The 21,104-nt window shown below is 40.1% G+C and carries 20 protein-coding genes and 1 other annotated feature; of the genes, 16 read left to right on the forward strand and 4 right to left on the reverse strand.

Annotated features, from left to right (window positions below):
* The first annotated feature begins 94 nt into the window (after window positions 1–94).
* The 3 genes from J9537_RS04515 (at window position 95) to lepB (ending at window position 2,141) form a co-directional block, all read left to right on the forward strand.
* Window positions 95–739, forward strand: a complete 645-nt coding sequence (locus tag J9537_RS04515) for a hypothetical protein (RefSeq protein ID WP_010746600.1) — start codon at window positions 95–97, stop codon at window positions 737–739.
* Between the two features lie 116 nt (window positions 740–855).
* Window positions 856–1,461: a metallophosphoesterase gene (locus J9537_RS04520; RefSeq protein WP_010746599.1), complete on the forward strand. Its 606-nt coding sequence runs from the start codon at window positions 856–858 to the stop codon at window positions 1,459–1,461.
* A gap of 137 nt (window positions 1,462–1,598) precedes the next feature.
* The gene (gene lepB / locus J9537_RS04525) at window positions 1,599–2,141 is read left to right on the forward strand and encodes a signal peptidase I (RefSeq protein WP_218256874.1); all 543 of its coding nucleotides are present in this window, start codon (window positions 1,599–1,601) and stop codon (window positions 2,139–2,141) included.
* A gap of 39 nt (window positions 2,142–2,180) precedes the next feature.
* On the opposite strand, the gene J9537_RS04530 is transcribed toward lepB, so the two are convergent.
* A complete protein-coding gene (locus J9537_RS04530) occupies window positions 2,181–3,557 on the reverse strand; it encodes a PH domain-containing protein (protein WP_218256875.1) in 1,377 nt (458 codons plus the stop codon).
* Window positions 3,557–3,931 carry a GntR family transcriptional regulator gene (locus J9537_RS04535; protein WP_218256876.1) on the reverse strand — a complete coding sequence of 125 codons (375 nt, stop codon included), beginning with the start codon at window positions 3,929–3,931 and terminating at the stop codon, window positions 3,557–3,559. The genes J9537_RS04530 and J9537_RS04535 overlap by 1 nt, the downstream gene beginning before the upstream one ends.
* 183 nt (window positions 3,932–4,114) lie before the next feature.
* On the opposite strand from J9537_RS04535, the gene mnmA reads away from it, so the two are divergent.
* On the forward strand, window positions 4,115–5,233 hold the full coding sequence (mnmA, locus tag J9537_RS04540) for a tRNA 2-thiouridine(34) synthase MnmA (protein WP_218256877.1): 1,119 nt from the start codon (window positions 4,115–4,117) through the stop codon (window positions 5,231–5,233).
* 47 nt (window positions 5,234–5,280) lie between these two features.
* On the opposite strand, the gene J9537_RS04545 is transcribed toward mnmA, so the two are convergent.
* The gene (locus J9537_RS04545) at window positions 5,281–5,511 is read right to left on the reverse strand and encodes a hypothetical protein (protein ID WP_218256878.1); all 231 of its coding nucleotides are present in this window, start codon (window positions 5,509–5,511) and stop codon (window positions 5,281–5,283) included.
* Window positions 5,512–5,589: 78 nt separating this feature from the next.
* Window positions 5,590–6,837: a multidrug efflux MFS transporter gene (locus J9537_RS04550; RefSeq protein ID WP_028021108.1), complete on the reverse strand. Its 1,248-nt coding sequence runs from the start codon at window positions 6,835–6,837 to the stop codon at window positions 5,590–5,592.
* A 241-nt stretch (window positions 6,838–7,078) separates the two neighbouring features.
* On the opposite strand from J9537_RS04550, the gene J9537_RS04555 reads away from it, so the two are divergent.
* From J9537_RS04555 to J9537_RS04610, 12 genes are all read left to right on the forward strand, one after another.
* Window positions 7,079–7,450, forward strand: a complete 372-nt coding sequence (locus tag J9537_RS04555; protein ID WP_010746591.1) for a DUF1033 family protein — start codon at window positions 7,079–7,081, stop codon at window positions 7,448–7,450.
* Window positions 7,389–9,464, forward strand: coding sequence for a DNA topoisomerase III (locus J9537_RS04560; RefSeq protein WP_218256879.1), 2,076 nt, complete (start codon window positions 7,389–7,391; stop codon window positions 9,462–9,464). Before J9537_RS04555 ends, J9537_RS04560 begins: the two co-directional genes overlap by 62 nt.
* Window positions 9,465–9,669: 205 nt before the next feature.
* Entirely contained in the window at window positions 9,670–12,348 is a 2,679-nt protein-coding gene (locus tag J9537_RS04565; RefSeq protein ID WP_218256880.1) for a sigma-54-dependent transcriptional regulator, read from the forward strand.
* Between the two features lie 119 nt (window positions 12,349–12,467).
* The gene (locus tag J9537_RS04570; protein ID WP_010746588.1) at window positions 12,468–12,785 is read left to right on the forward strand and encodes a PTS sugar transporter subunit IIB; all 318 of its coding nucleotides are present in this window, start codon (window positions 12,468–12,470) and stop codon (window positions 12,783–12,785) included.
* A 23-nt stretch (window positions 12,786–12,808) separates the two neighbouring features.
* On the forward strand, window positions 12,809–13,138 hold the full coding sequence (locus J9537_RS04575; protein ID WP_218256881.1) for a PTS lactose/cellobiose transporter subunit IIA: 330 nt from the start codon (window positions 12,809–12,811) through the stop codon (window positions 13,136–13,138).
* Between the two features lie 13 nt (window positions 13,139–13,151).
* The gene (locus J9537_RS04580) at window positions 13,152–14,294 is read left to right on the forward strand and encodes a GNAT family N-acetyltransferase (protein ID WP_218256882.1); all 1,143 of its coding nucleotides are present in this window, start codon (window positions 13,152–13,154) and stop codon (window positions 14,292–14,294) included.
* An 18-nt stretch (window positions 14,295–14,312) separates the two neighbouring features.
* Window positions 14,313–15,566 carry a PTS sugar transporter subunit IIC gene (locus J9537_RS04585; protein WP_218256883.1) on the forward strand — a complete coding sequence of 418 codons (1,254 nt, stop codon included), beginning with the start codon at window positions 14,313–14,315 and terminating at the stop codon, window positions 15,564–15,566.
* 83 nt (window positions 15,567–15,649) lie between these two features.
* Window positions 15,650–17,038: a glycoside hydrolase family 1 protein gene (locus J9537_RS04590; RefSeq protein WP_218256884.1), complete on the forward strand. Its 1,389-nt coding sequence runs from the start codon at window positions 15,650–15,652 to the stop codon at window positions 17,036–17,038.
* 20 nt (window positions 17,039–17,058) lie between these two features.
* A complete protein-coding gene (locus J9537_RS04595; RefSeq protein ID WP_218256885.1) occupies window positions 17,059–18,150 on the forward strand; it encodes a DUF871 domain-containing protein in 1,092 nt (363 codons plus the stop codon).
* Window positions 18,151–18,230: 80 nt separating this feature from the next.
* Window positions 18,231–18,457 (forward strand) — a binding site (T-box leader).
* A 479-nt stretch (window positions 18,458–18,936) separates the two neighbouring features.
* A complete protein-coding gene (locus J9537_RS04600; protein WP_218256886.1) occupies window positions 18,937–19,578 on the forward strand; it encodes an amino acid ABC transporter permease in 642 nt (213 codons plus the stop codon).
* A gap of 13 nt (window positions 19,579–19,591) precedes the next feature.
* The gene (locus J9537_RS04605; protein ID WP_218256887.1) at window positions 19,592–20,227 is read left to right on the forward strand and encodes an amino acid ABC transporter ATP-binding protein; all 636 of its coding nucleotides are present in this window, start codon (window positions 19,592–19,594) and stop codon (window positions 20,225–20,227) included.
* A 23-nt stretch (window positions 20,228–20,250) separates the two neighbouring features.
* A complete protein-coding gene (locus J9537_RS04610) occupies window positions 20,251–21,078 on the forward strand; it encodes a transporter substrate-binding domain-containing protein (RefSeq protein ID WP_218256888.1) in 828 nt (275 codons plus the stop codon).
* Window positions 21,079–21,104: the final 26 nt, after the last annotated feature.

Here is a 21,104-nt window from a genome sequence, read left to right on the forward strand (position 1 = left end):
TTTTTTCTAAATATTTTTGGTACTTAAAAGCTTAAATCTTTAAAGATTATGGTACACTGATACTAAGAAATTTGTTGGAAACGAAGGTGAGAAGTTGGTTCACAAGATACATACAATCGAGCATCACAAAATTATTTCTGATTTCCGTCTCTTGTCAGGGCTGACCGTCTCCATTGAAGACTGTGCCCATCTGACGAAAGAGTTCCAAAAATATGGTGTAGAGGATTATTATATTAGTGATTACGAGGGAAACAGTTATTTGACCCGTTACGTTGATTACTTTATAGACGGGATTCCTTGTTGGAAATATAAGAAGAACTACTTGGTTCCGTTGATATTTCGTGATATGCCCGACACGCAAAAAATGTTCCGCGATAGCTATCGTTGGGAAGCTTTTTTTATTCTCTTAGATTGGTACTTGGAATACAATCCTGAAAAAGTGATTGTTGCCTGCAGTAAGAAAAGAAAAAAATTTGAAGTGATCGATACGGCCTTTTTAATCTTCCGTTTATGGGAAATTTGTGACGGCGCGGCATTTCCAATCGCCAACATCACAAATCTATCCGAATTCGAAAAGTGGAATCAAATCTTCCATTTGATTGATACAGGAAAATCCTTTAAGCGCACAAAGGAATTCGATGCAACGAAAGTAGAAGATTTAACGCAACTAGAAGCAGTCATTTCGATTATTAAATTAAAATATCAAACGCTTTTACAAAAGCAAGGCTACCAGTTTTAAAGTGGTAGCCTTTTTTCACGAGAATCTCTGACTAGGCAATGATGACAAGTGGGCTTTTTTTTAGAAGAGATGGTAAAATAAAGATAAGAATCAGAATTCGTTTGTAGGTGATGAGAATGAAATATTTTATATCAGATACACACTATTTTCACGAGAATCTTTTAGGTGACAACGATTTTGCGCCACGTTTATTTGATTCGGTGGAAGAGATGAATCAGCAAATGATCGACGCGTGGAATGCTGTCGTAAATGAAAAGGATACGGTTTATCATTTGGGAGATGTAGCGATGCATCCGCAATATGAAAGAGGCTTTAGAGATATTTTAAACCAATTGGTTCAATTAAAAGGCAAGATTGTTTTTATCAAGGGAAACCATGATTCTCGCACCTTTTTCCGATATTTAGCTTCCCATGATCCGAAGCTTCCCAATGGAGAAGACAAGTTTGAATTTCATGATGTAGGTGCGATCGTTAAATTTAATCATCATCAGTACTATTTGACTCATTACCCAATGCTTTTAGGGAAGACATTGAATATTCGAAACCTGCACGGGCACATCCATAACTACAGTATGCCGATTGCAGAAGATATCAATGTGGGTGTCGATGCGCCGGAACGTGGATTTCTCAAGACCTCTTTACCTTTTGGTACACCGATTTCTGAAAATTTGATTGATGAGATTGCTGATTACAAAGAAGCGGAAATTAAGAAGTTGAAGTAGAAAGGGACAGTTTGTTCCTTTCTTTTTTCTGCGCTCATTGATCTTATGGCAAAATCCAATTTGCCGTTCTCATGGGCATGCCTCTGTGGTACAGTGGAAGTAAGCGATAACAGAGATGTTTATAAGGAGGCGAAAAAGTGAAAATAAAAGAAGTAGTCAAGACAATTCTTTTATATGTTGTTATGATTGGAGCGGTGCTTGCCTTGCGTCACTATGTATTTACACCTGTTGAGGCGATTGGAGATTCCATGAAGCCAACATTGAATGATGGTGAGCGGATGTTTGGTTTAAAGCATGCCAAAATCGAACGTTTTGATGTCGTGACCTTTCCAGCACCAGATGATCCGGGAAGAGAATATGTTAAACGGGTGATCGGTTTGCCAGGAGATACGGTTGCTTACAAAAATGATCAGCTCTACATCAATGGGAAGAAGTACGATGAGCCCTATTTGGATGAGTACAAAGGCAACTTAACCGATGGGGAACCGCTGACCTTTGATTTCGATTTGCAGAGCTTGTTTGGCAATGAAAAGGTACCAGAAGGACAGCTCTTTGTTTTAGGAGATAATCGTCGGATCTCCAAGGATGGTCGAATCATTGGGATGATTAATCAAAAGGACATTCTAACCAATGTTAAATTTGTCTTTTGGCCCATCAACCGAATGGGTACTGTAGAATAAATGAACGCCCTCTTCAATTTTTGAAGAGGGCGTTTTCTGTTACTTACGTGCTTGAATGCTTTGGTAAGCCTGCTTTGTTACAGAAGAATCAGTATTAGTATAATAGTAATCTCTTTTTTTCGTTGTGATTTTTAAGATGGGTTTCGATTGATGATCCACAAAAAGCGTTGCGGATTTTCCGCCGACTTTAAAGCTGCCGATGGCGTAGTTCTCCGTTGCAAGCCCATTGACTTTCATTCCTGTGGGAGGGAGCTGCTCAATTAGGGACACTTTTTCTATATCCTGGAACGAAATTTTTTGTTCACGATAGTACGGACCGTCTAGTAGGACGCTTTCTTGTTTTACTTCATAGGTTAACGGATCAGGATGATAGTCTAGCACATATAAAGGAACTACTACGATCAGCATAGCAGCAATCAATATAATCGGAATCAATCCGATAAAAATTTTCCCCCCTACACGTGCCAAGTTGATCGTAATATTCAACCCGATGCGATCAGGAATCATTAGCCGTCTGTCATCTGGGTTGTAATAAATGCCATAGCGCCAGTAATAATCATCGCCAGTATAGCGAAAACTGGGTGTTTGTGTCAGTAATTGATCCTGCTTGTTTCGTAACCGAAACAGCCACCAGAAGGTAAGACCGCAGAAAAGAAAAATCAGTAAAAATTCGCTGATCATTAAAACCTCAAAGAAGCGATCACTGAGATTCACCGTCAATAATGGAAGGTAGATGATCAGATTTACAAAGAAGCTTGTCGCCGCCATAAAGGCTGACCAATAGAATTTTGTCAGGTCATTGTATTGACGATTAATCGTTTGATCATCTGTTAATGCGCGTACCGGTAATCGACTAATAGCCCACCAACCGATAACAAATAAAGCCACGGTAAGGCCACAGGTGATGAATAGGACCCAAGTCAAGCTTTCCATTCCTTGATTATGAAGGACAAACGTCAAGAGAAGCAAGAGTCCAAATGAGACCGCAAACCACCAAGGAGAGACAAGTTTTCGATTTTTTTCGATGACTAGTGCTGTGTTTACTTGAATCGGTTGTTCTGTCAGTTGCCAGTTGTTCTCTATAATTAATTGATGCCCCTTGCGGATGTAGCGAATTTGCAGCAAGTAGCCAGCAGCGATCGTGATAAATATAAGAACGAAGAATAGCATCATGAAGATCGAATCTTTCATAGGAATAAGCAAGCTCAAATCTAGTATAGTCAGGATAGAAGCCAGTTGAAATTGGCGCTTCCGATATTTTTTTCTAAAAGAAAGAACTTTTGGATCATCGATTTTATCTGCGGGAAATGTATTTTCCACGATGACATAGTTATGCGGTTTAGCCGCTATTGAATTGGTAAAAGCCATGATAAAGTTGCAAAAAATTAATATACCCAAAATAAGAGGAGATAACATCAGGCATCGTCCTTTCTGAAGCTCGTCAAAATTCTGTGAACTTTTTCCTGAACCGCTTTTTCGTTAGGCTCAGACAAGTAAAGTTCTGCCAATAGTAAAGTCAAATTTTCTTCGCTTGTTACCTTAGAAGTGACAGGCAGCGGAGCGACTAAGGTTCCTTTGCGGCGATCAGTGATCAGATAGCCTTCTTCTCGCAGTTGTTGATAACCCTTAGAGACAGTCATCGTATTCACACCAAGCTCATCCGCAAATTGCCGGACGGTCGGCAGCTGCTCATTCGGCTTTAATTCGCCGCGAGCAATACCGATAATGATCTGTTTTCGTAATTGTAAGTAAATGGGCTCTTCAGAATGGGGATCAATTTCTAAAATCATTTTCTCGCCCTCCTTTGTATCATTTATATTAATACAAATGATACAAAAGAGCAATAAAAATCGATTCTCAAAGAATTATCTATCGAAAATTTAAGATTTATGTTGTATAATTCGTCATACTGAAAAGTTGCGACCTTCAAATCGTAGAGTTTTCGGAATCTATATTGAAATGATGGTGATACTGTGTCTAACAGCAACACACGAGTCGTCGTAGGAATGAGCGGCGGCGTCGATTCATCAGTAACTGCTTTGTTGTTAAAGGAACAAGGCTATGATGTAGTCGGCATTTTTATGAAAAATTGGGACGACACTGATGAAAACGGTGTTTGTACCGCGACAGAAGATTATAAGGACGTGGCGAAAGTCGCTGCCCAAATCGGAATTCCTTATTATTCTGTCAACTTCGAAAAGGAATATTGGGATCGTGTCTTTGAATATTTCTTGGCGGAATACCGTGCAGGCCGCACACCTAATCCTGATGTGATGTGTAACAAGGAAATCAAATTCAAGGCTTTCTTAGATTACGCGATGGAATTAGGTGCGGATTATGTAGCAACAGGACATTATGCCCAAGTTGAAAAAGACGAAAATGGGGTTGTCCATATGCTGCGTGGTGTGGATAATAATAAAGACCAAACCTATTTCTTGAGTCAATTGTCACAAGAACAGTTAGCGAAGACGATGTTTCCACTTGGCGGCATGCAAAAACCAGAAGTTCGCGCAATCGCAGAACGAGCTGGTTTAGCCACTGCTAAGAAAAAAGATTCAACGGGCGTCTGCTTCATCGGTGAAAAGAATTTCAAGCAATTCTTAAGCAATTATCTACCTGCTAAAAAAGGGAAGATGGTCACCTTAGATGGTGAAGAAAAAGGAACACATGATGGTTTGATGTACTATACAATTGGTCAGCGCCAAGGTCTTGGTATCGGCGGCGGTGGAAAAACCAACGATCCATGGTTTGTCGTAGGAAAGGATCTATCTACGAACACCTTGTATGTCGGTCAAGGTTTCCATCATGAAGCACTGTATGCTACTAGTTTAGATGCTAGTGAAATTCACTTCACTACGAACGAAGACCGACCAAAAGAATTCAAATGTACAGCGAAGTTCCGTTATCGTCAGCAAGATGTACCGGTAACAGTTCGTTTATTGGAAGACGACCGAGCAGAAGTGATCTTTGATGATCCTGTTCGTGCGATTACACCAGGACAGGCTGTTGTTTTCTATGACGGTATGGAATGCTTAGGCGGCGGTCTGATTGATCACGCGTATCAAGAAACAAAAGAGTTACAATATATTTAATAGATAAGATCAAAAAAAGTCATCGTCGATTTTCGACGATGACTTTTTTATGCAAGACTTTGAGCAAAATGTGCCATTGCAACTTTTACTTCGTTTAGTTTCTCTGGTTTGATCAGAGGAAAAAGCTTTTCTTGGAGCTTTTTGAATTCTTCAAGACTTAGTGCCTCTGTTTCTTGATCTGCGAAACTCTTTACTAAGATTTCCTTTGCCTCGTCTTCTTTTCCTTCAATCGTACTGTTTAGGAAAAAGTCTAAAAACTTTAATTGGCCTTCAAGCATGTTGTTCACTTCTTTCATTAGAATCACTTATTAGTATAAAAAACTAACGAAAAAGTTGCCATTAATATGTCTTGGACATTAGTGCGTATGCTGTGTTTGATGATATTTTTCAGCGATTTCCTTCGTGTTGCGATGAACCAATAGGTAATTGGTCAAAACAAGAGCGGAGGTTGAAATGAAGACTCCGCGGTATCCAAAGATTGATGAAACGCTTGAACCAATCATCGGGCCAACCACATTTCCGGCCGCTTGAAAGGACTGATTATAGCTGAAAATTCTCCCGGCTGCTTCTTGGGGTGAGTACTTCGTAATTAGCGCTTGAACGGCAGGTAAGAGACACGCATCGGAGATCCCGACCAAGAAACGTAAAAAAGCCAGTTGCCAAACATTCGTAACGATGGACATCGGTAAAAAGACCAACATCGCAAAAATCAAGCCAATTCCTAAAACTTTTTCGCTGCCAATCTTATCGCCGAGGCGGCCGAAACGAGGAGCTGCGATCAAGGTGGCAATTCCAGGAATTGAAGCGATGATTCCGCTGACTAAAGTAACGTTGCCATGATTATGCATCAATTGCCGAATATACAGACTGATAATCGGACTGATGGAGTTATTCGACGCTTGGATAATCAAGGTGGTGACAAACATGCCAATGACGACATGTGGATACTTCAAGCTGTGAAAAATTTCCTTCGCAGGCATCATATCTTTCTTCTCGATCGGAGTAAATTCTTCGTGAACGAATAGAACACTGAGCAAAAAGACAAGAAATAGAATACTGCCGGTAATGAAAAACGTTAAACGATAACCAAAAACTGAGGCTGTGACGCCACCAACTAGTGGGCCAAGTAGGTTTCCAGTTACTGCACCGGTCGCTAACGTACCAAGTACCTGACCACTCTTTTCGCGAGGGGTTCCCGTAGCAACTAAGGCTGTTGCGTTACTGATATAGCCGGAAAAGACGCCTTGAAGTAGGCGCAAGCCGATCAGCTGATAGACATTACTGACAGTTCCCATTAAACTAATGACGATTGCCATACCAAGGGATGCACGCAACAGCATCAGCTTTCGCCCTTTCTGATCGGCTAAGCGTCCCCATAAAGGAGAAACTATCGCAGTGATCAAAAAGGTGGATGAAAAAGTAATTCCGCTCCAAAAATTCAACTGTTGGTTACTATAATGGCCTAATGAATCTATGTATAAGGACATAAAAGGCATGACCAGACTAAAACCAATGCCGGCCATAAAAGTACCGAACCATAAAACGATCAGATTCTTTTGCCAAGTGGGACGAGGTTGAAATAATTTACTTTTGATTTTACTCAAATTGAGAAGGCCTTCTTTCAAAACTATGAAATTTTCAAAAAACATTTTCATTATAACTCTCTTAAGGACCATATAAAATCCTGTCGCTTTGTGTTAGGATAGAATTAAGAAAAAAGCAATATTTTTCTGCAAAATTCTTGCGGTTATCTATTTTTTTCTTGAACTTGTTTCAACCGGAAACATTTTTCTTGAATTTTTATTTCATGATACTTATGATTGAGGTGGAAAGAAGGGTAGCGGGATGTATCAAGTAATAACCATGTACGGCGATAACGAACCTTGGTGGTTCTTTGAAGAATGGCAAGAAGATATTCAAGAAACCGCGGCTTTTGAAGATTTTGACGCGGCAGTAGCCTATTATGAACATCGTTGGAGTGAACTCCAAAAGACCAATACATATAGTAATGCAAAGCATAATTTTTTGAGCGCATTTTGGAAAGAGCAGGACGAACGCTGGTGTGAAGAGTGTGATGACTATTTACAGCAGTATTGGGGGCTTGCACTATTAAAAGATGAACAGCCATTAACGGTTGATAGCAGAAAGGAACTTTATGAAACAGCTAATTATAGCGGAAAAGCCAAGTGTTGCAAGAGACTTGAGCAAGGTGCTTAACGCCAATCAAAAAAATAAAAACTATTTTGAAGGACCCAATGTTGTCGTGACTTGGGCCCTTGGTCATTTATTGGGCCTAAAAATGCCAGAGGATTTGAATAAAGAATGGCAAAGCTGGCAGATGGAAACTTTACCGATGATTCCTAAATATATTGGGATCAAACCTTTACCTAAAACGCGTGGACAACTAAAATCCATTCAGCAGCTGGCAAAACGTAAAGATATTTCAGAAGCGGTGATCGCAACAGATGCGGGGCGTGAAGGAGAACTTGTTGCACGTTGGATTTTAGAATATGTACGGTTCGAAAAACCAGTGAAGCGCCTGTGGATTTCGTCACAGACGAATAAAGCGATCAAGGATGGCTTTAAAAACCTGAAGCCCGCAAAAGAGTATGATAATTTGTATCACTCTGCATTGGCGCGAGCAAAAGCAGACTGGCTAGTTGGGCTAAATGTTACCCGCGCATTGACTGTTAAATATGAAGACAGCCTATCCGCTGGTCGAGTACAAACGCCAACACTTGCAATGGTTCGTCAGCAGGAAAAGAAAATCGAAAAATTCCGTCCACAAAATTATTTTGTCATTTCGTTAGAGGTCGAAGGACAAAAAGCTAAGCTTAATCAAAAGAATCCATATGGACTCACAGAACGCGAAACAGCCGAAAAATTAGTCAAAGAGCTGTCTAAGCAAAAAGGAACCGTGACAGATATTACGGAAAAAGAAAAGACAGAGCCGGCACCGCTGCCGTATGATTTGACGGAAATCCAGCGAGAAGCGAATGCTCGTTATCAATTTTCAGCCAAAAAGACATTGTCCTTGGTTCAAAGCTTGTACGAAACTCATAAAATCGTGACGTATCCGCGAACAGACAGCAAATACCTAACCAATGATATGAAGGCTACGATGAAAGAACGTTTGCAAGCAATCATTGATTTTGCACCAGAAGTAAAAACGTATATCAAAAATGGGGCACAAGTAAAACAGAAGCGTGTATTCCAAGACAGTAAAGTAACGGATCATCATGCGTTGATCCCGACAGAGCAACGTCCGCGTTTCGAAAAGCTTTCAACGGATGAACAGCGTATCTATAATATGATCGTAACCCGTTTCTTGGGCTTATTCGCTGATGCACATAAAGAGAGCCAACAAAAAGTAACGGTAACCTTCCAAAAGGAAACCTTTACCTTCCGTCAAAATAAAGTTCTAGTTGCTGGATGGAAACCAGCAGAAGAAGCAAAAAAATCCATTCAATGGTCTGAGGAAATGAAGATCGTACCGAACTTTACGATCGAAAAAGCATTGACCACACCGCCTAAACCATTGAATGAGGGCACACTGCTGGCTCAAATGGAAAAGCATAGCTTAGGGACACCAGCGACTCGCGCGGAGATCATCGAAAAGTTGATTAAATCTGAGTTGATGGAACGAACGACTAGTGGTTTGATGGTTTCACCAAAAGGCAAGCAATTACTAGAGCTTGTTAACCCTTCATTAGTGACGCCAGAGCTGACTGAAAAATGGGAGAAGCAGTTAGAGGCAATCGCCAACGGCAAGTATAGCAGTAAGCAATTCTTGCAGGAGATTGAATCAGATACAAAGAAACTTGTCAGTGAAGTAAAACACAGCGACAAAAAGTATCAAGATTTCTCGATAACTGCCAAAAAATGTCCAGAGTGTGGTTCGCCACTGCGAGAAAAGAATACTCGTGACGGAAAAATCTATATTTGTACGAACCCAGAGTGTAGTTACCGCCGCCGGAAAGATCCAAAAGTCTCGAACCATCGCTGCCCTCAATGTCACCGCAAAATGGAAATCATTGATGGAAAAAATGGCTCGTATTTCCGTTGCAAATATGACGGGACGACAGAAAAAATGTTAGATAAGAAAGAACGCTCGAAAAAAATGACGAAGCATGAAGAGCGCCGCTTACTGAAAAAAGTGAACGAACAGGAAGAACCACAGGAAAGTCCATTAGCTGCGGCACTGAAAGCAGCGATGGAAAATAAAGATTAGGCAAAAATAACTCAAACATTTTTATCGGCTCTCCTTCTATAAGTCACGATTATAAAAAGTGACTTATAGAAGGAGAGTTTTGTATACATTTAATTATTTTCAATGTAAAATAGATCAGCGGTATTTTGAATGAGTAGAGACTAGAAATTCAAAAAGAAAAGGGTTACAATATAAATGGTTTATACCATTTTCGGGAGGGATTTTTTTGAAATCTAGAAAAGATGAAGTATTAGACGCATTAAGAGCAAATCCTAACGAACAGACTGCACAAGAACTGGCGGAGCAGCTAGGTGTTGACCGCACTAATGTCAGTCGTTACTTAAATGAACTGACGAAAGATGGAAAAGTAAAAAAAATTGACGGTCGCCCAGTAAAATTTCAGCTAACGACAGTTTCGACTGAAGGACATATTAACTTTGACAATTTGATTGGTCGTGAGGATTCGTTAAAAAGTCAAATTCAAAAATCTAAAGCGGCTATTTTATATCCTCCACGCGGATTACATACGATTATTTTTGGCGAGACGGGAACTGGAAAGACGATGTTTGCAGAATGTATGTATCGTTTTGCTGTCTCCGCTAAAGTGTTAGACGAAAGTGCACCATTTGTTACTTTCAATTGTGCAGATTACGCACAAAATCCTCAGCTCCTATATGGACACATATTTGGTGTGAAGCGGGGAGCATTTACAGGTGCAGAAGAAACACGGGTTGGGTTGATGGAACAGGCGGATGGAGGAATTTTGTTCTTAGATGAGATTCATCGTCTGCCGCCAGAAGGACAAGAAATGCTTTTCACCTTCATTGATAAAGGGACTTTTCGATCTTTAGGAGATGGACAAGAGAAACAAGCATCTGTTCAGATTATAGGGGCAACGACCGAGACCAGCTCTATGTTCCTATCAACATTTAATCGTCGAATTCCAATGCAGATAGAGTTGCCTTCTCTGGCGGAACGTTCTTTAGATGAACGCTTAGCTATCATCAAAGAATTTCTACAGCAAGAGGCGAATCGGTTGATGCAGGAAATCGCGATTGATAAGCGAAGTCTATTAGCATTTCTTCTATATAATGCAGAAGGGAATATTGGTCAGTTAAAACGTGATTTAAAATTAGTCTGTGCCAAGGCCTTCCTTCATCATCAAACCAATAGCGATTCAGAAAAATTGATGATTGTGGAAGAGGACCTGCCTCTAGTTGTACAAAAAGGGTTACTACGAATGAACGAGGTTCAGGATAAGCTGACGCCATTCATGGATAAGAGAAATCTTTACTTAACCTTAAAGCCAGGTACGGAGGAAGTTGTTTGGGGACAAGACCCTAACAAAGATATGGAGGTTTACCATTCGATCACGTACAAGTTGGAAAAGCTCGGACGGGAAAACCTATCAGAAATCGATCTAGAAGAATTGATTTCCGATGATGTGGATCAATACTTTGAGACTTATGTTGAAGAACTTTCTCACAGCAATGCCTATCGTGAAATTATTTCTGATGACCTCTGGAAGCTGGTCAATGAGCTTTACGATTTTGCTTCGATTCAAATGAATCGGGAATATGATGAGAAGGTTCGGTTTGCCTTTGCGCTGCATATCAATTCAACGATTGAACGAATTCGTGGGAATCAATTTATTTCACATCCTAATTTGAATGATATTCGTCGGAACTATTCAAAAGAATTTCAAGTGGCGATTGAATTATCTAATCGCATTGAAGAAGCCTACAATATCATGATTCCATTAGACGAGATCGGCTTTATCACGATGTTTCTTACTATGGATAATCAAGAGGAACAGCAAATCGATGAACGGCAAGTCGCAGTTCTTGTTGTGATGCATGGCAAGTCGACAGCTTCGAGTATGCTGGAGACGGTGCAAGAACTTCTGGGAACAACGAATGGCATCGCCTTTAATATGCCGCTGACGTTAAATACTGAAAAAATGTATGCTCAAATTAAAAATTACATCCAGAAGAAACGGGAAGAATTCTCAGAAGGAATCATTCTTTTGACAGATATGGGCTCCCCAAATAATTTCGGCAATCTAATCTTTCATGAAATGGGGATTCGGACACGAGTGATTTCAATGGCAAGTACCATGTTAGTATTGGAAAGCTTGCGCTTAGCAACGTTAGGGCGTTCGTTAGAAGAAATCTATACGAGTGTTATCTCCATGTTCCAAACAATGGTACGTCTAGAAGAACCAACTCAGAAGGATGAAAAGAAAGTTATTATCGTAGCCTGCTTTACCGGAGAAGGTGTTTCGAAACGATTAAATGAAGTCGTCTCACAAATCGTTAACTTGGAAGAATTTGAGATTATTCAAATGCAGTCTTTGGAGCGAGAAAGCTTTAAGCATCGTATCGACCAGCTGATTACACATAAAGACATTGTAGCGATTGTAGGCACTATGGAAATTCATTATCAAAAAATTCCTTTTATCCCAGCCATGAACTTATTCAAGCGGGATAAAATTCTAGAATTTCAAGATTTATTAGGCAGCACGATCACGCTCCCAGAAATGGTGGATTCATTAACTAAAAACTTTTCACCTGAGATAGATGTAAAGACGTTGTTCCTGTTAATCGACGATGTTTTACAATTAATTCGTAAAGATCAGGAGCTTATTATCGAGAATACAGCGATGCAGGCACTGAGTATACACATCGCGTTCTTAGTAGACAAAATAAAAAAAGGGGAAGAACGTCCTGCTTTTGAGGATGTCAAATGTTTCCACCAGCAGTATCGTAGCCGCTTTAATCAAACTGCGGCCAATCTATCCCTGATTGAAAAACAATTTGAGGTTCGCTTTACCGAAGACGACATTGCTTACATTGTAAAGACTCTTGAAGATAATCGAATCGAACTAGGATTGCACAGTGTGTAATCCTAGTTTTTTTGTGTGTAAAATGAAAACCTTATCACGGCGCCTTCTGTGCGGTAAAAAAGTTGGCACGCATCTTGCTTTATATAAAGTGAACAATTAAAAACTAAGGAGTGTTTTACATGAAAAGAATTATGTTAGTTTGTGCGGCAGGAATGAGCACTAGTTTATTAGTAACTAAAATGGAAAAAGCAGCAGCTGATCAAGGATTAGAATCTGATATCTTCGCAGTTTCAGCTTCAGAAGCAGATGCAAAATTAGAAGACGCAAGCAAACCAGTCGATGTTTTGCTATTAGGCCCTCAAGTTCGTTTTATGAAAGGTCAATTTGAAACAAAATTAGCAGACAAAGGAATTCCAGTCGATGTTATCGATATGAAAGATTACGGCATGATGAACGGCGAAGCTGTTTTAAATACTGCGCTTAATCTTATGAAATAAGAAGTAGAAGGGGAGCTAAGCAAATGAGCGATACAATGAGTCAAGAACAATTAGAAGCAGTAATGGGTCTAATCATTAATGCTGGTAACGCAAAGAGTGATGCAATGGAAGCGATTCAAGCAGCTAAAGATGGCGACTTCGCTTTGGCTCAAGAAAAACTTGCAGCAGCAGATCAGGCGTTAGTTGAAGCACATCATTCTCAAACAGGGCTATTGACAGAAGAAGCTAGCGGTAATCCAATGACCGTGACATTGTTAGCGGTTCATAGTCAGGACCATCTGATGACGGGCATTACTTTCAATGATATGGCAAAAGAAGTAGTAGATATTTACAAACGTTTAGGGAACGAATAGAGGAAGTGATCCTGTGAAATTAGCTCGTGATCAGGAATCGTTGAAAGCGATCACAGGTTTAATTGAATACGCTTTTAGAAAGCAGCAGCCAATCATCAACGACCCACTCTTTTTATCACGGTATGAACATGCCGATGCTTATGGTGTTTACCAAGAGAGTGAGTTAACGAATTTAGTGATGGCGAATCATTTTGAGATTCAGCTTTTTCAACAGAGAGTCAAAATGGCCGGCGTTGGTTATGTGGCTAGTTATCCAGAGTATCGAGGCAAAGGCGGCATCAGCGGTATCATGTCCGAACTTTTGTCCGATCTTTACCAACAGGGTGTTGCAGTGTCACAATTGGCTCCTTTTTCCGAAGATTTTTATCGTCAATTCGGTTATGAGCCTACCAGCCGCAGAAAAACCTATCGCATTCCAGCACTGGCCTTTAATTATTTGACAAGTGAAAGAAGGGGGAATGTTAAACGTGGAACCTGGCAACAGATGAAGTCAGTGATCCAATCGATTTATCAGCGCTTATTAAACCAGCAGCAAGTCGGAACGGTTGTCCGTGAAGACTGGTGGTGGGAACGTCTAAATGACTACTATCCTCACCGCTTCTACGCTGTAGTTTATGATGACGCTGAAGAAGCGAAAGGGTACATTATTTATCGGATGCAAGGCAACACATTAGTAGTAGACGAGCTTGCTTATGAAACGGAACTAGCTCTGCGAAAATTGTTAACGTACTTAAAATCCCATGTCTCATCATTTGAAGAATTTCTTTATCACGCACCAGTTCATGAGATTATTGAAAAATGTTTTCGTGAACAAGAATATTTTACGATTACTTTAGAACCTTACATGATGAGTCGAATTATTGACATCAAGCAATTATTACCGAAAATTCCGATTTGCCAAAAAGAAATTATTATTGAAGTAACTGAAGATAAAGAGTGTCCTTGGAATGTTGGTAGCTGGCTAGTCAGTCAGGGGAATTGTAAAAAAGTACAACAAGCAGGTACCATCAAAGCTTCGATTCATGGGTGGAGTGAATTATTATTGGGAGAATTGACTTTAGCTGAGGGAATTTTTCTCGGCAAGGTCACCGCTTCAAAAGCGTTTGAAGGGGAAATTTTTCCAAAAGGTCGACAAAGTTTTTACGATTACTTTTAAAATAGGGGGAACACAAAAATGGATGGATTTATTAATTTTATGGAGAAACACTTTATCCCGCATGCGTCAAAAATCGGGAACCAGCGTCATTTAATCGCAATCCGTGATGCATTTACAGTAACAATGCCGTTAATGATTTTAGGTGCGCTAGCAGTAATGCTTAATAACTTGCCAATTGATGCTTTCCAGAACTTTATGAATGGTATTTTTGGCGGTGAAGCTTGGAAAGGCTTCGGCGGTGCAGTTTGGAACGGAACGTTTGGTGTTCTTTCAGTCTTCATTGCATTCTTAGTCGCTTATAATTTAGCGCATCACTATGGTAAAGATCCAATCGGTACAGGGGTTGTATCTGTCGCTTCTTTCTTCACTTTAGGTGCAGCGACTAGCGGAATGAACTCTTCCGGTTTATTCGTAGCGTTGATCGTAGGTATTGTTGTTGCAGAAGTCTTCACTCGTTTAGTTGGTAACGAAAAATTAGTTATCAAAATGCCAGACGGCGTTCCGCCAGCAGTTGCCCGCTCATTTGCTTCTTTATTCCCAGCAATGATTACTGTATCAATCTTCGGTTTGATCGCTGCAGTTATTGCCGGATTTGGTGTTGAAGATATGTTTGCTGAATTCTATGCATTGGTTCAAGAACCTTTCATGGGCTTGGCTAACTCTTATGGTTCTGCATTATTAATTGCTTTCATTACACCATTCCTATGGTTCTTTGGATTACACGGTGCCAACATGATCGATCCGTTCATGCAAGCAATCAACGCGCCTGCAATCGAAGCAAACAATGCAGCACTTTCAGCTGGTAAAGCAGCTCCTTATATCGTAAACAAACCATTTATCGATTCATTCGTTAATATGGGTGGTACTGGTGTAACAATCGGTTTGATTATCGCAATTTATCTAGTTGGACGTAAGAACAAACCATTTATGGTAGTAAACAACTTGGCCGCAGCTCCTGGTATTTTCAATATCAATGAACCATTGATGTTCGGACTACCATTAGTATTGAATCCGATCATGTTCATTCCATTCATTTTGACACCAATGGTCTGTGTAACAACAGCTTATTTTGCAACGAGTCTTGGATGGGTACCGGCAGCAACAGTTATGCCACCATGGGTAACACCGCCAATCATTGGTGGATTCTTAGCAACACAAAGCTTCTCAGGTGCCATTTTAGCAGCAGTAAACTTGGTTATCTCAATCGTTATGTACGTACCATTTGTTTCATTGGCAACAAGACAAGAGCTTAAAAAAGTAGCTGAAGCATAAGGTTTATCTGGGGGTTATGGATCGCTTGATCCCTAACCCCTTTTATATTAAAAATTTAAAGATCTAATATGAGGAGATTTACAATGAAAACTTTTCCAAAGAATTTTTGGTGGGGCGCGGCAACTTCTGGCCCACAAAGCGAAGGACGTTTTAATAAAAAGCATGCCAATGTCTTCGATTACCATTTTGAAATCGAGCCGGAGAAATTCCATAATCAGGTAGGACCGGATGTTGCATCAAATTTTTACAACAGTTACAAAGAAGACATTCAAATGATGCGTTCAATCGGTATGAATAGTTTACGGACAAGTATCCAGTGGAGTCGCTTGATCGATGATTTGGAAACAAATACGGTCAATCAGGATGCTGTAGATTTCTATAATAATGTGATTGATACAATGTTGGCAGAAGGCATGACTCCTGTAATGAATCTGCATCATTTTGATTTACCAGTGGAATTATATGATATATATGGCGGCTGGGAATCGAAAAAGGTTGTAGAATTGTATGTTGGATTTGCTGAAAAATGCTTTGAATTATTTGGCGATCGTGTAAAATTCTGGGCAACTCATAATGAGCCAATGGTAGTTGTAGAAGGGGAATACCTATTCCAATTCCATTACCCAAATATTGTTGATGGAAAAAAAGCAGTACAAGTAGCTTATAACTTGAACTTAGCTTCGGCTAAAGCGATTCAAGCTTTCCGTAAGTTAGCCATCAAAGATGCAAAAATTGGTACCATTTTGAATCTGACACCGACTTATGCCGCTTCTGATTCACCAGAAGACCAAGAAGCCGCACGGATCGCGGAACTTTGGAATAACAAAATGTTCTTAGAGCCTGCAGTTTATGGTCATTTTCCTGCCGAGCTGGAAGAGTTATTGACGAAGGACAAGGTTTTGTGGGAAACAACAGAGGAAGAAAAAGAAATCTTAAAGAACAACACGGTTGATTTCTTGGGAGTAAACTTCTATCATCCAAATCGTGTGAAGGCACCCGATGTAGCTCCAAATTCTGTCGGCGAATGGATGCCAGATCGATATTATGACGCTTACGATATGCCAGGCCGTCGTGTGAATTTAGATCGTGGCTGGGAAATTTATCCGAAAGCTTTATATGATATTGCAGTGAATATCAAAGAAAACTACAAAAATATCCCTTGGTATGTCTCTGAAAATGGTATGGGCGTCTCAAATGAGGAACGCTTCAAGAATGAAGGCGGAATGATCGAAGACGATTATCGAATTGATTTTGTGCAAGAACATTTGGAGTGGCTACATAAGGGTATTGAAGAAGGTTCAAACTGCTTTGGTTACCATATGTGGACACCAATTGATTGCTGGTCTTGGTTAAACTCGTATAAGAATCGTTATGGATTTATTTCAAATAATATCCATACTCAAATCAAAACGGTGAAGAAGTCAGGCTACTGGTTTAAGCAAGTGACTGAACGAAATGGCTTAGCAGAGTAACTCAAAGAGGAGGAAAATTAGTGAAACGTGAATTAGGTATTTCGGTTTATCCCGATCATAGTGATCCGCAGGCGGATCGTGACTATATCAAAAAAGCTGCAGCACTCGGATATACTAGAATCTTTATGAGCATGCTGGAGGTAACTGAAGGCAAAGAAAAAGTCAGCGAAAAGTTTGGCAGTATCATCCATTACGCGAAGGAATTGGGCTTTGAAACAGTCTTAGATATTGCGCCTTCTATTTTTGATGATTTAGGGATTTCTTATGATGATTTAAGCTTCTTTGCAGAGCTTGGTGCCGAAGGAATTCGTTTGGATGAGGGCTTTGATGGAAACAAAGAAGCCATGTTGAGTTACAATCCAGAAGGTCTGGCGATCGAGTTGAACATGAGTAACAATGTCGCTTATCTTGATAACATCCTATCTTATGAAGCAAATGAACCATTTATTTACGGCTGTCACAATTTTTATCCGCAAGAAGGTTCTGCGTTACCTTATGACTTCTTTATTAGTTGCAGTAAACGGTTCAAAGGTCATGGGATTAAGACAGCGGCCTTTATTACCAGTCACGATGCAGAGTATGGCCCATGGGATGTCAATGATGGTCTACCAACGCTAGAAATGCATCGTCATTTGCCGATTGATTTGCAGGCACGCCATATGTTTGCAACGGGATTGATTGATACAGTCATTATCGGAAATGCTTATGCTTCTGATGAAGAATTAGAAAAAGTAGCGGCAGTTGATCGTTATAAATTGAGCTTAGGAATCGAGTTCGTACCTGAGGCAACTGAAATCGAACGTAAAATTGTTGCCGATCCGAAACATTTTCGCCGTGGTGATATCACTGCAACGACAGTTCGTTCAACAATGGTTCGAGTGAAATACGCCGATGTTGCAAATCCTGTTCACGACAATACGCAAGAATTTCAAGTTGGTGATGTTGTCGTAGGAAATGATGCGTTTGGAAAATACAAAAATGAGCTGCAGATCGTTTTGGAACCTCATAGTGATCCACGAAAAAATTTAGTTGGCAGAATCCCGCAAGAAGAGCTGATTATGCTGGATTTCTTGAAGCCTTGGGCAAAATTCCAGTTCGTTTCTAAAAACTAAGTTTGAAGGTTATGATAAAAAGATGAAGGTTCTTTATTGACAAACCCGATAAAGGCGTGTAAAGTATGACTCAACTTAATCAAACGACAATGAAAAGAAGAGTAGCAGTTCATTTGTTCTCAGAGAGTCTCTGGTTGGTGAGAAGAGACAGCAGTGATTTGTGAACCACATCTTTGAGTCGATCAGCTGAAATAAAGTAGGTTGATCCGGGTGAGCCCGTTAGCGCAGAGGTCAGATTGACCAGTTGAGATCGTTCGTTGTGAGACGACGATGAAAAAAGGTGGAACCACGTAATTACGTCCTTTAGTCCTAGCGACTAAAGGACTTTTTTTATTTTCACCTGCTGGAACGGCTGACCCGTAGAGGTGCTTTTCGTGAGAAAAGGACAAAGATGAGGTGGAACCACGTATACGACGTCCTCTGGTAGAGATACCAGAGGGCTTTTTTTGCGAGTTACGCTTTTCGCAGTTTATTTAGAAGGCGAATACTATTCGAAGTATCTGAATAAATTATTGAATGGGCTGTTTAGCGGAATCGTATGCGTACGACGATAAAATCTTTTTCTGTTTTTTGGAAAAAGATTTCCTTAACTGGAGCTAGCTGGAATTATTAAGAGGTTAGTAGAATGATATGCGTAGTGAACAATTCCTTTAATTGAGGTTAGCTGCCACTCAAAAACAAAGAGCTATCCGCAACGAGCACTTTCCACCTTAATAAAAAAACGAAGTCACGATTAAGAAACCTCGAAGGGCCGTACACTTTTCGAGAACATGGAGGGATATTGGGATGAATTATTTGATCGAAGTTATGCCGCAATTATTGCAAGGGGCATTGATCACACTGAAATTATTTGCTTATACGATATTGGGCTCACTGCCGCTAGGAATTTTACTCTCATTTGGTTTAGCGAGCCGTTTTAAACCGTTGCAATGGATCTTACGTTTTTACGTTTGGATCATGCGTGGGACGCCTCTACTATTGCAATTGATATTTGTTTTCTATGGATTACCGCTAGTTGGAATCATTTTTGATCGTTTTGAAGCGGCACTCTTCGCCTTTGTATTGAACTATGCAGCGTATTATGCGGAAATCTTCCGCGGCGGGATTCAATCAATTCCGTTAGGTCAATACGAAGCGTCAAAAGTGATTGGATTAACCCCCGTTCAAACAATCACACGGATCATTATTCCGCAGGTTGTAAAAATTGTTTTACCCTCTGTTGGGAATGAAGTCATCAATTTAGTAAAAGATACTTCACTAGTTTACATTTTAGGGTTATCTGATGTCATGCGTGCTGGTAAAATCGCGATGGAACGTGATACGACCTTGTTGCCGCTCTTCGGAGTCGCCATCATATACTTGGCGTTGACGGGAATTACGTCAGTTATCTTGAAGCAATTAGAAAATCGTTTGAACTATTATCGTTAGGCGGGTGGAAAAAATGATTGAATTAAAAAAAGTAAATAAATCGTTTGGCAACAAAAAGGTTATTGATAATTTGGATTTAGTTATTCCAGACGGTCAAATCTTAGCAATCGTTGGACCATCTGGTGGTGGTAAGACGACGTTACTGAGAACCTTAGCTGGATTAGAAACGTCAGATAGCGGGACGTTTTTATTAGATGGAAAACCGTTTGATCCAACGTCTTCGAAAGAACAGGAGCAAGTTGTTGGAGTAGTTTTTCAGGATTTTCAACTGTTTCCACATTTGAGTGTATTGGATAATATCACGATTGGTCCACGTTTGGTCTTAAAGCAAGACAAAGAGACCTATACAAATAAAGCAAAACACTTGGCGAGTTTGTTAGGAATTGAAGAGCTGCTGGATAACTATCCGTATCAGTTGTCAGGTGGTCAGAAGCAGCGGCTGGCTATTGCTAGAGCCATGGCAATGAATCCTAAAGTATTGGCTTACGATGAACCAACGAGCGCATTGGATCCAGCTTTGCGCCAACAGGTAGCTAGTCTGATTTTAGAGCTAAAGGCAGATGGAGTGACCCAAATCGTGGTTACCCATGATTTAGTTTTCGCTGAGGAAATTGGTGATCAGTTATTGAAGGTTGAACCTATCAAATAAAAAAGGATGTAGGAGGAGTAAGTATGAAAATGAAGAAAATTATTTTAGGAATGGTGGCTGTTTTAACATTGGTGACGTTAACTGCTTGTGGGAAAAAAGAGGCTAGCAGTCCCGATAGCTGGAAGACGATTGAAGAGGACAAAAAAGTAACGATCGGTTTAGATGATACCTTTGTTCCGATGGGGTTCAAAGATGAGGATGGAGAAATCGTTGGATTTGACGTTGATTTAGCTAAAGCAGTCTTCAAAGAATACGGGATCAAAGCCGATTTCCAACCAATCGATTGGTCAATGAAGGAAAGCGAATTAGAAAATGGGACAATTGATTTGATTTGGAATGGTTACACAGTAACAAAATCACGGGAAAAGAAAGTTCTGTTCACTGATCCTTATGCACAAAATGAACAAGTGCTAGTAACGAAAAAAGACAGTGGCATCACGAATGCTGAAGGCATGAAGGGGAAAATTCTTGGGGCACAGGAAGGATCTTCCGGTTATGAAGCCTTCAATAATGAAACAAAAACCTTAAAGGATATTGTAAAGGATAATGATGCTACTTTATATGCCAGCTTCAATGAAGCCATGATCGATTTGGAAAATGGTCGTATTGATGGTCTGCTGATTGATAAGGTTTACGCAGATTACTACCTGAAGCAAGCTGGTAAACTAGACGCATACAACATTTCAAGCGTTGGTTTCAAAAATGAGAATTTCGCAGTGGGAGCTCGTAAGGGGGATAAGGAATTAGTTGATAAAATCAATGAAGCCTTCAAAGAATTGCAAGATAACGGTAAATATGCGGAAATTTCTAAAAAATGGTTTGGTGAAGAGCTCACTTTACCAAAAGACTAATTGACTTTTTAAATCCCCCTAAATTT

Origin of the sequence: Enterococcus raffinosus, from assembly GCF_019175485.1 — a bacterium.
GTDB lineage: Bacteria > Bacillota > Bacilli > Lactobacillales > Enterococcaceae > Enterococcus_A > Enterococcus_A raffinosus.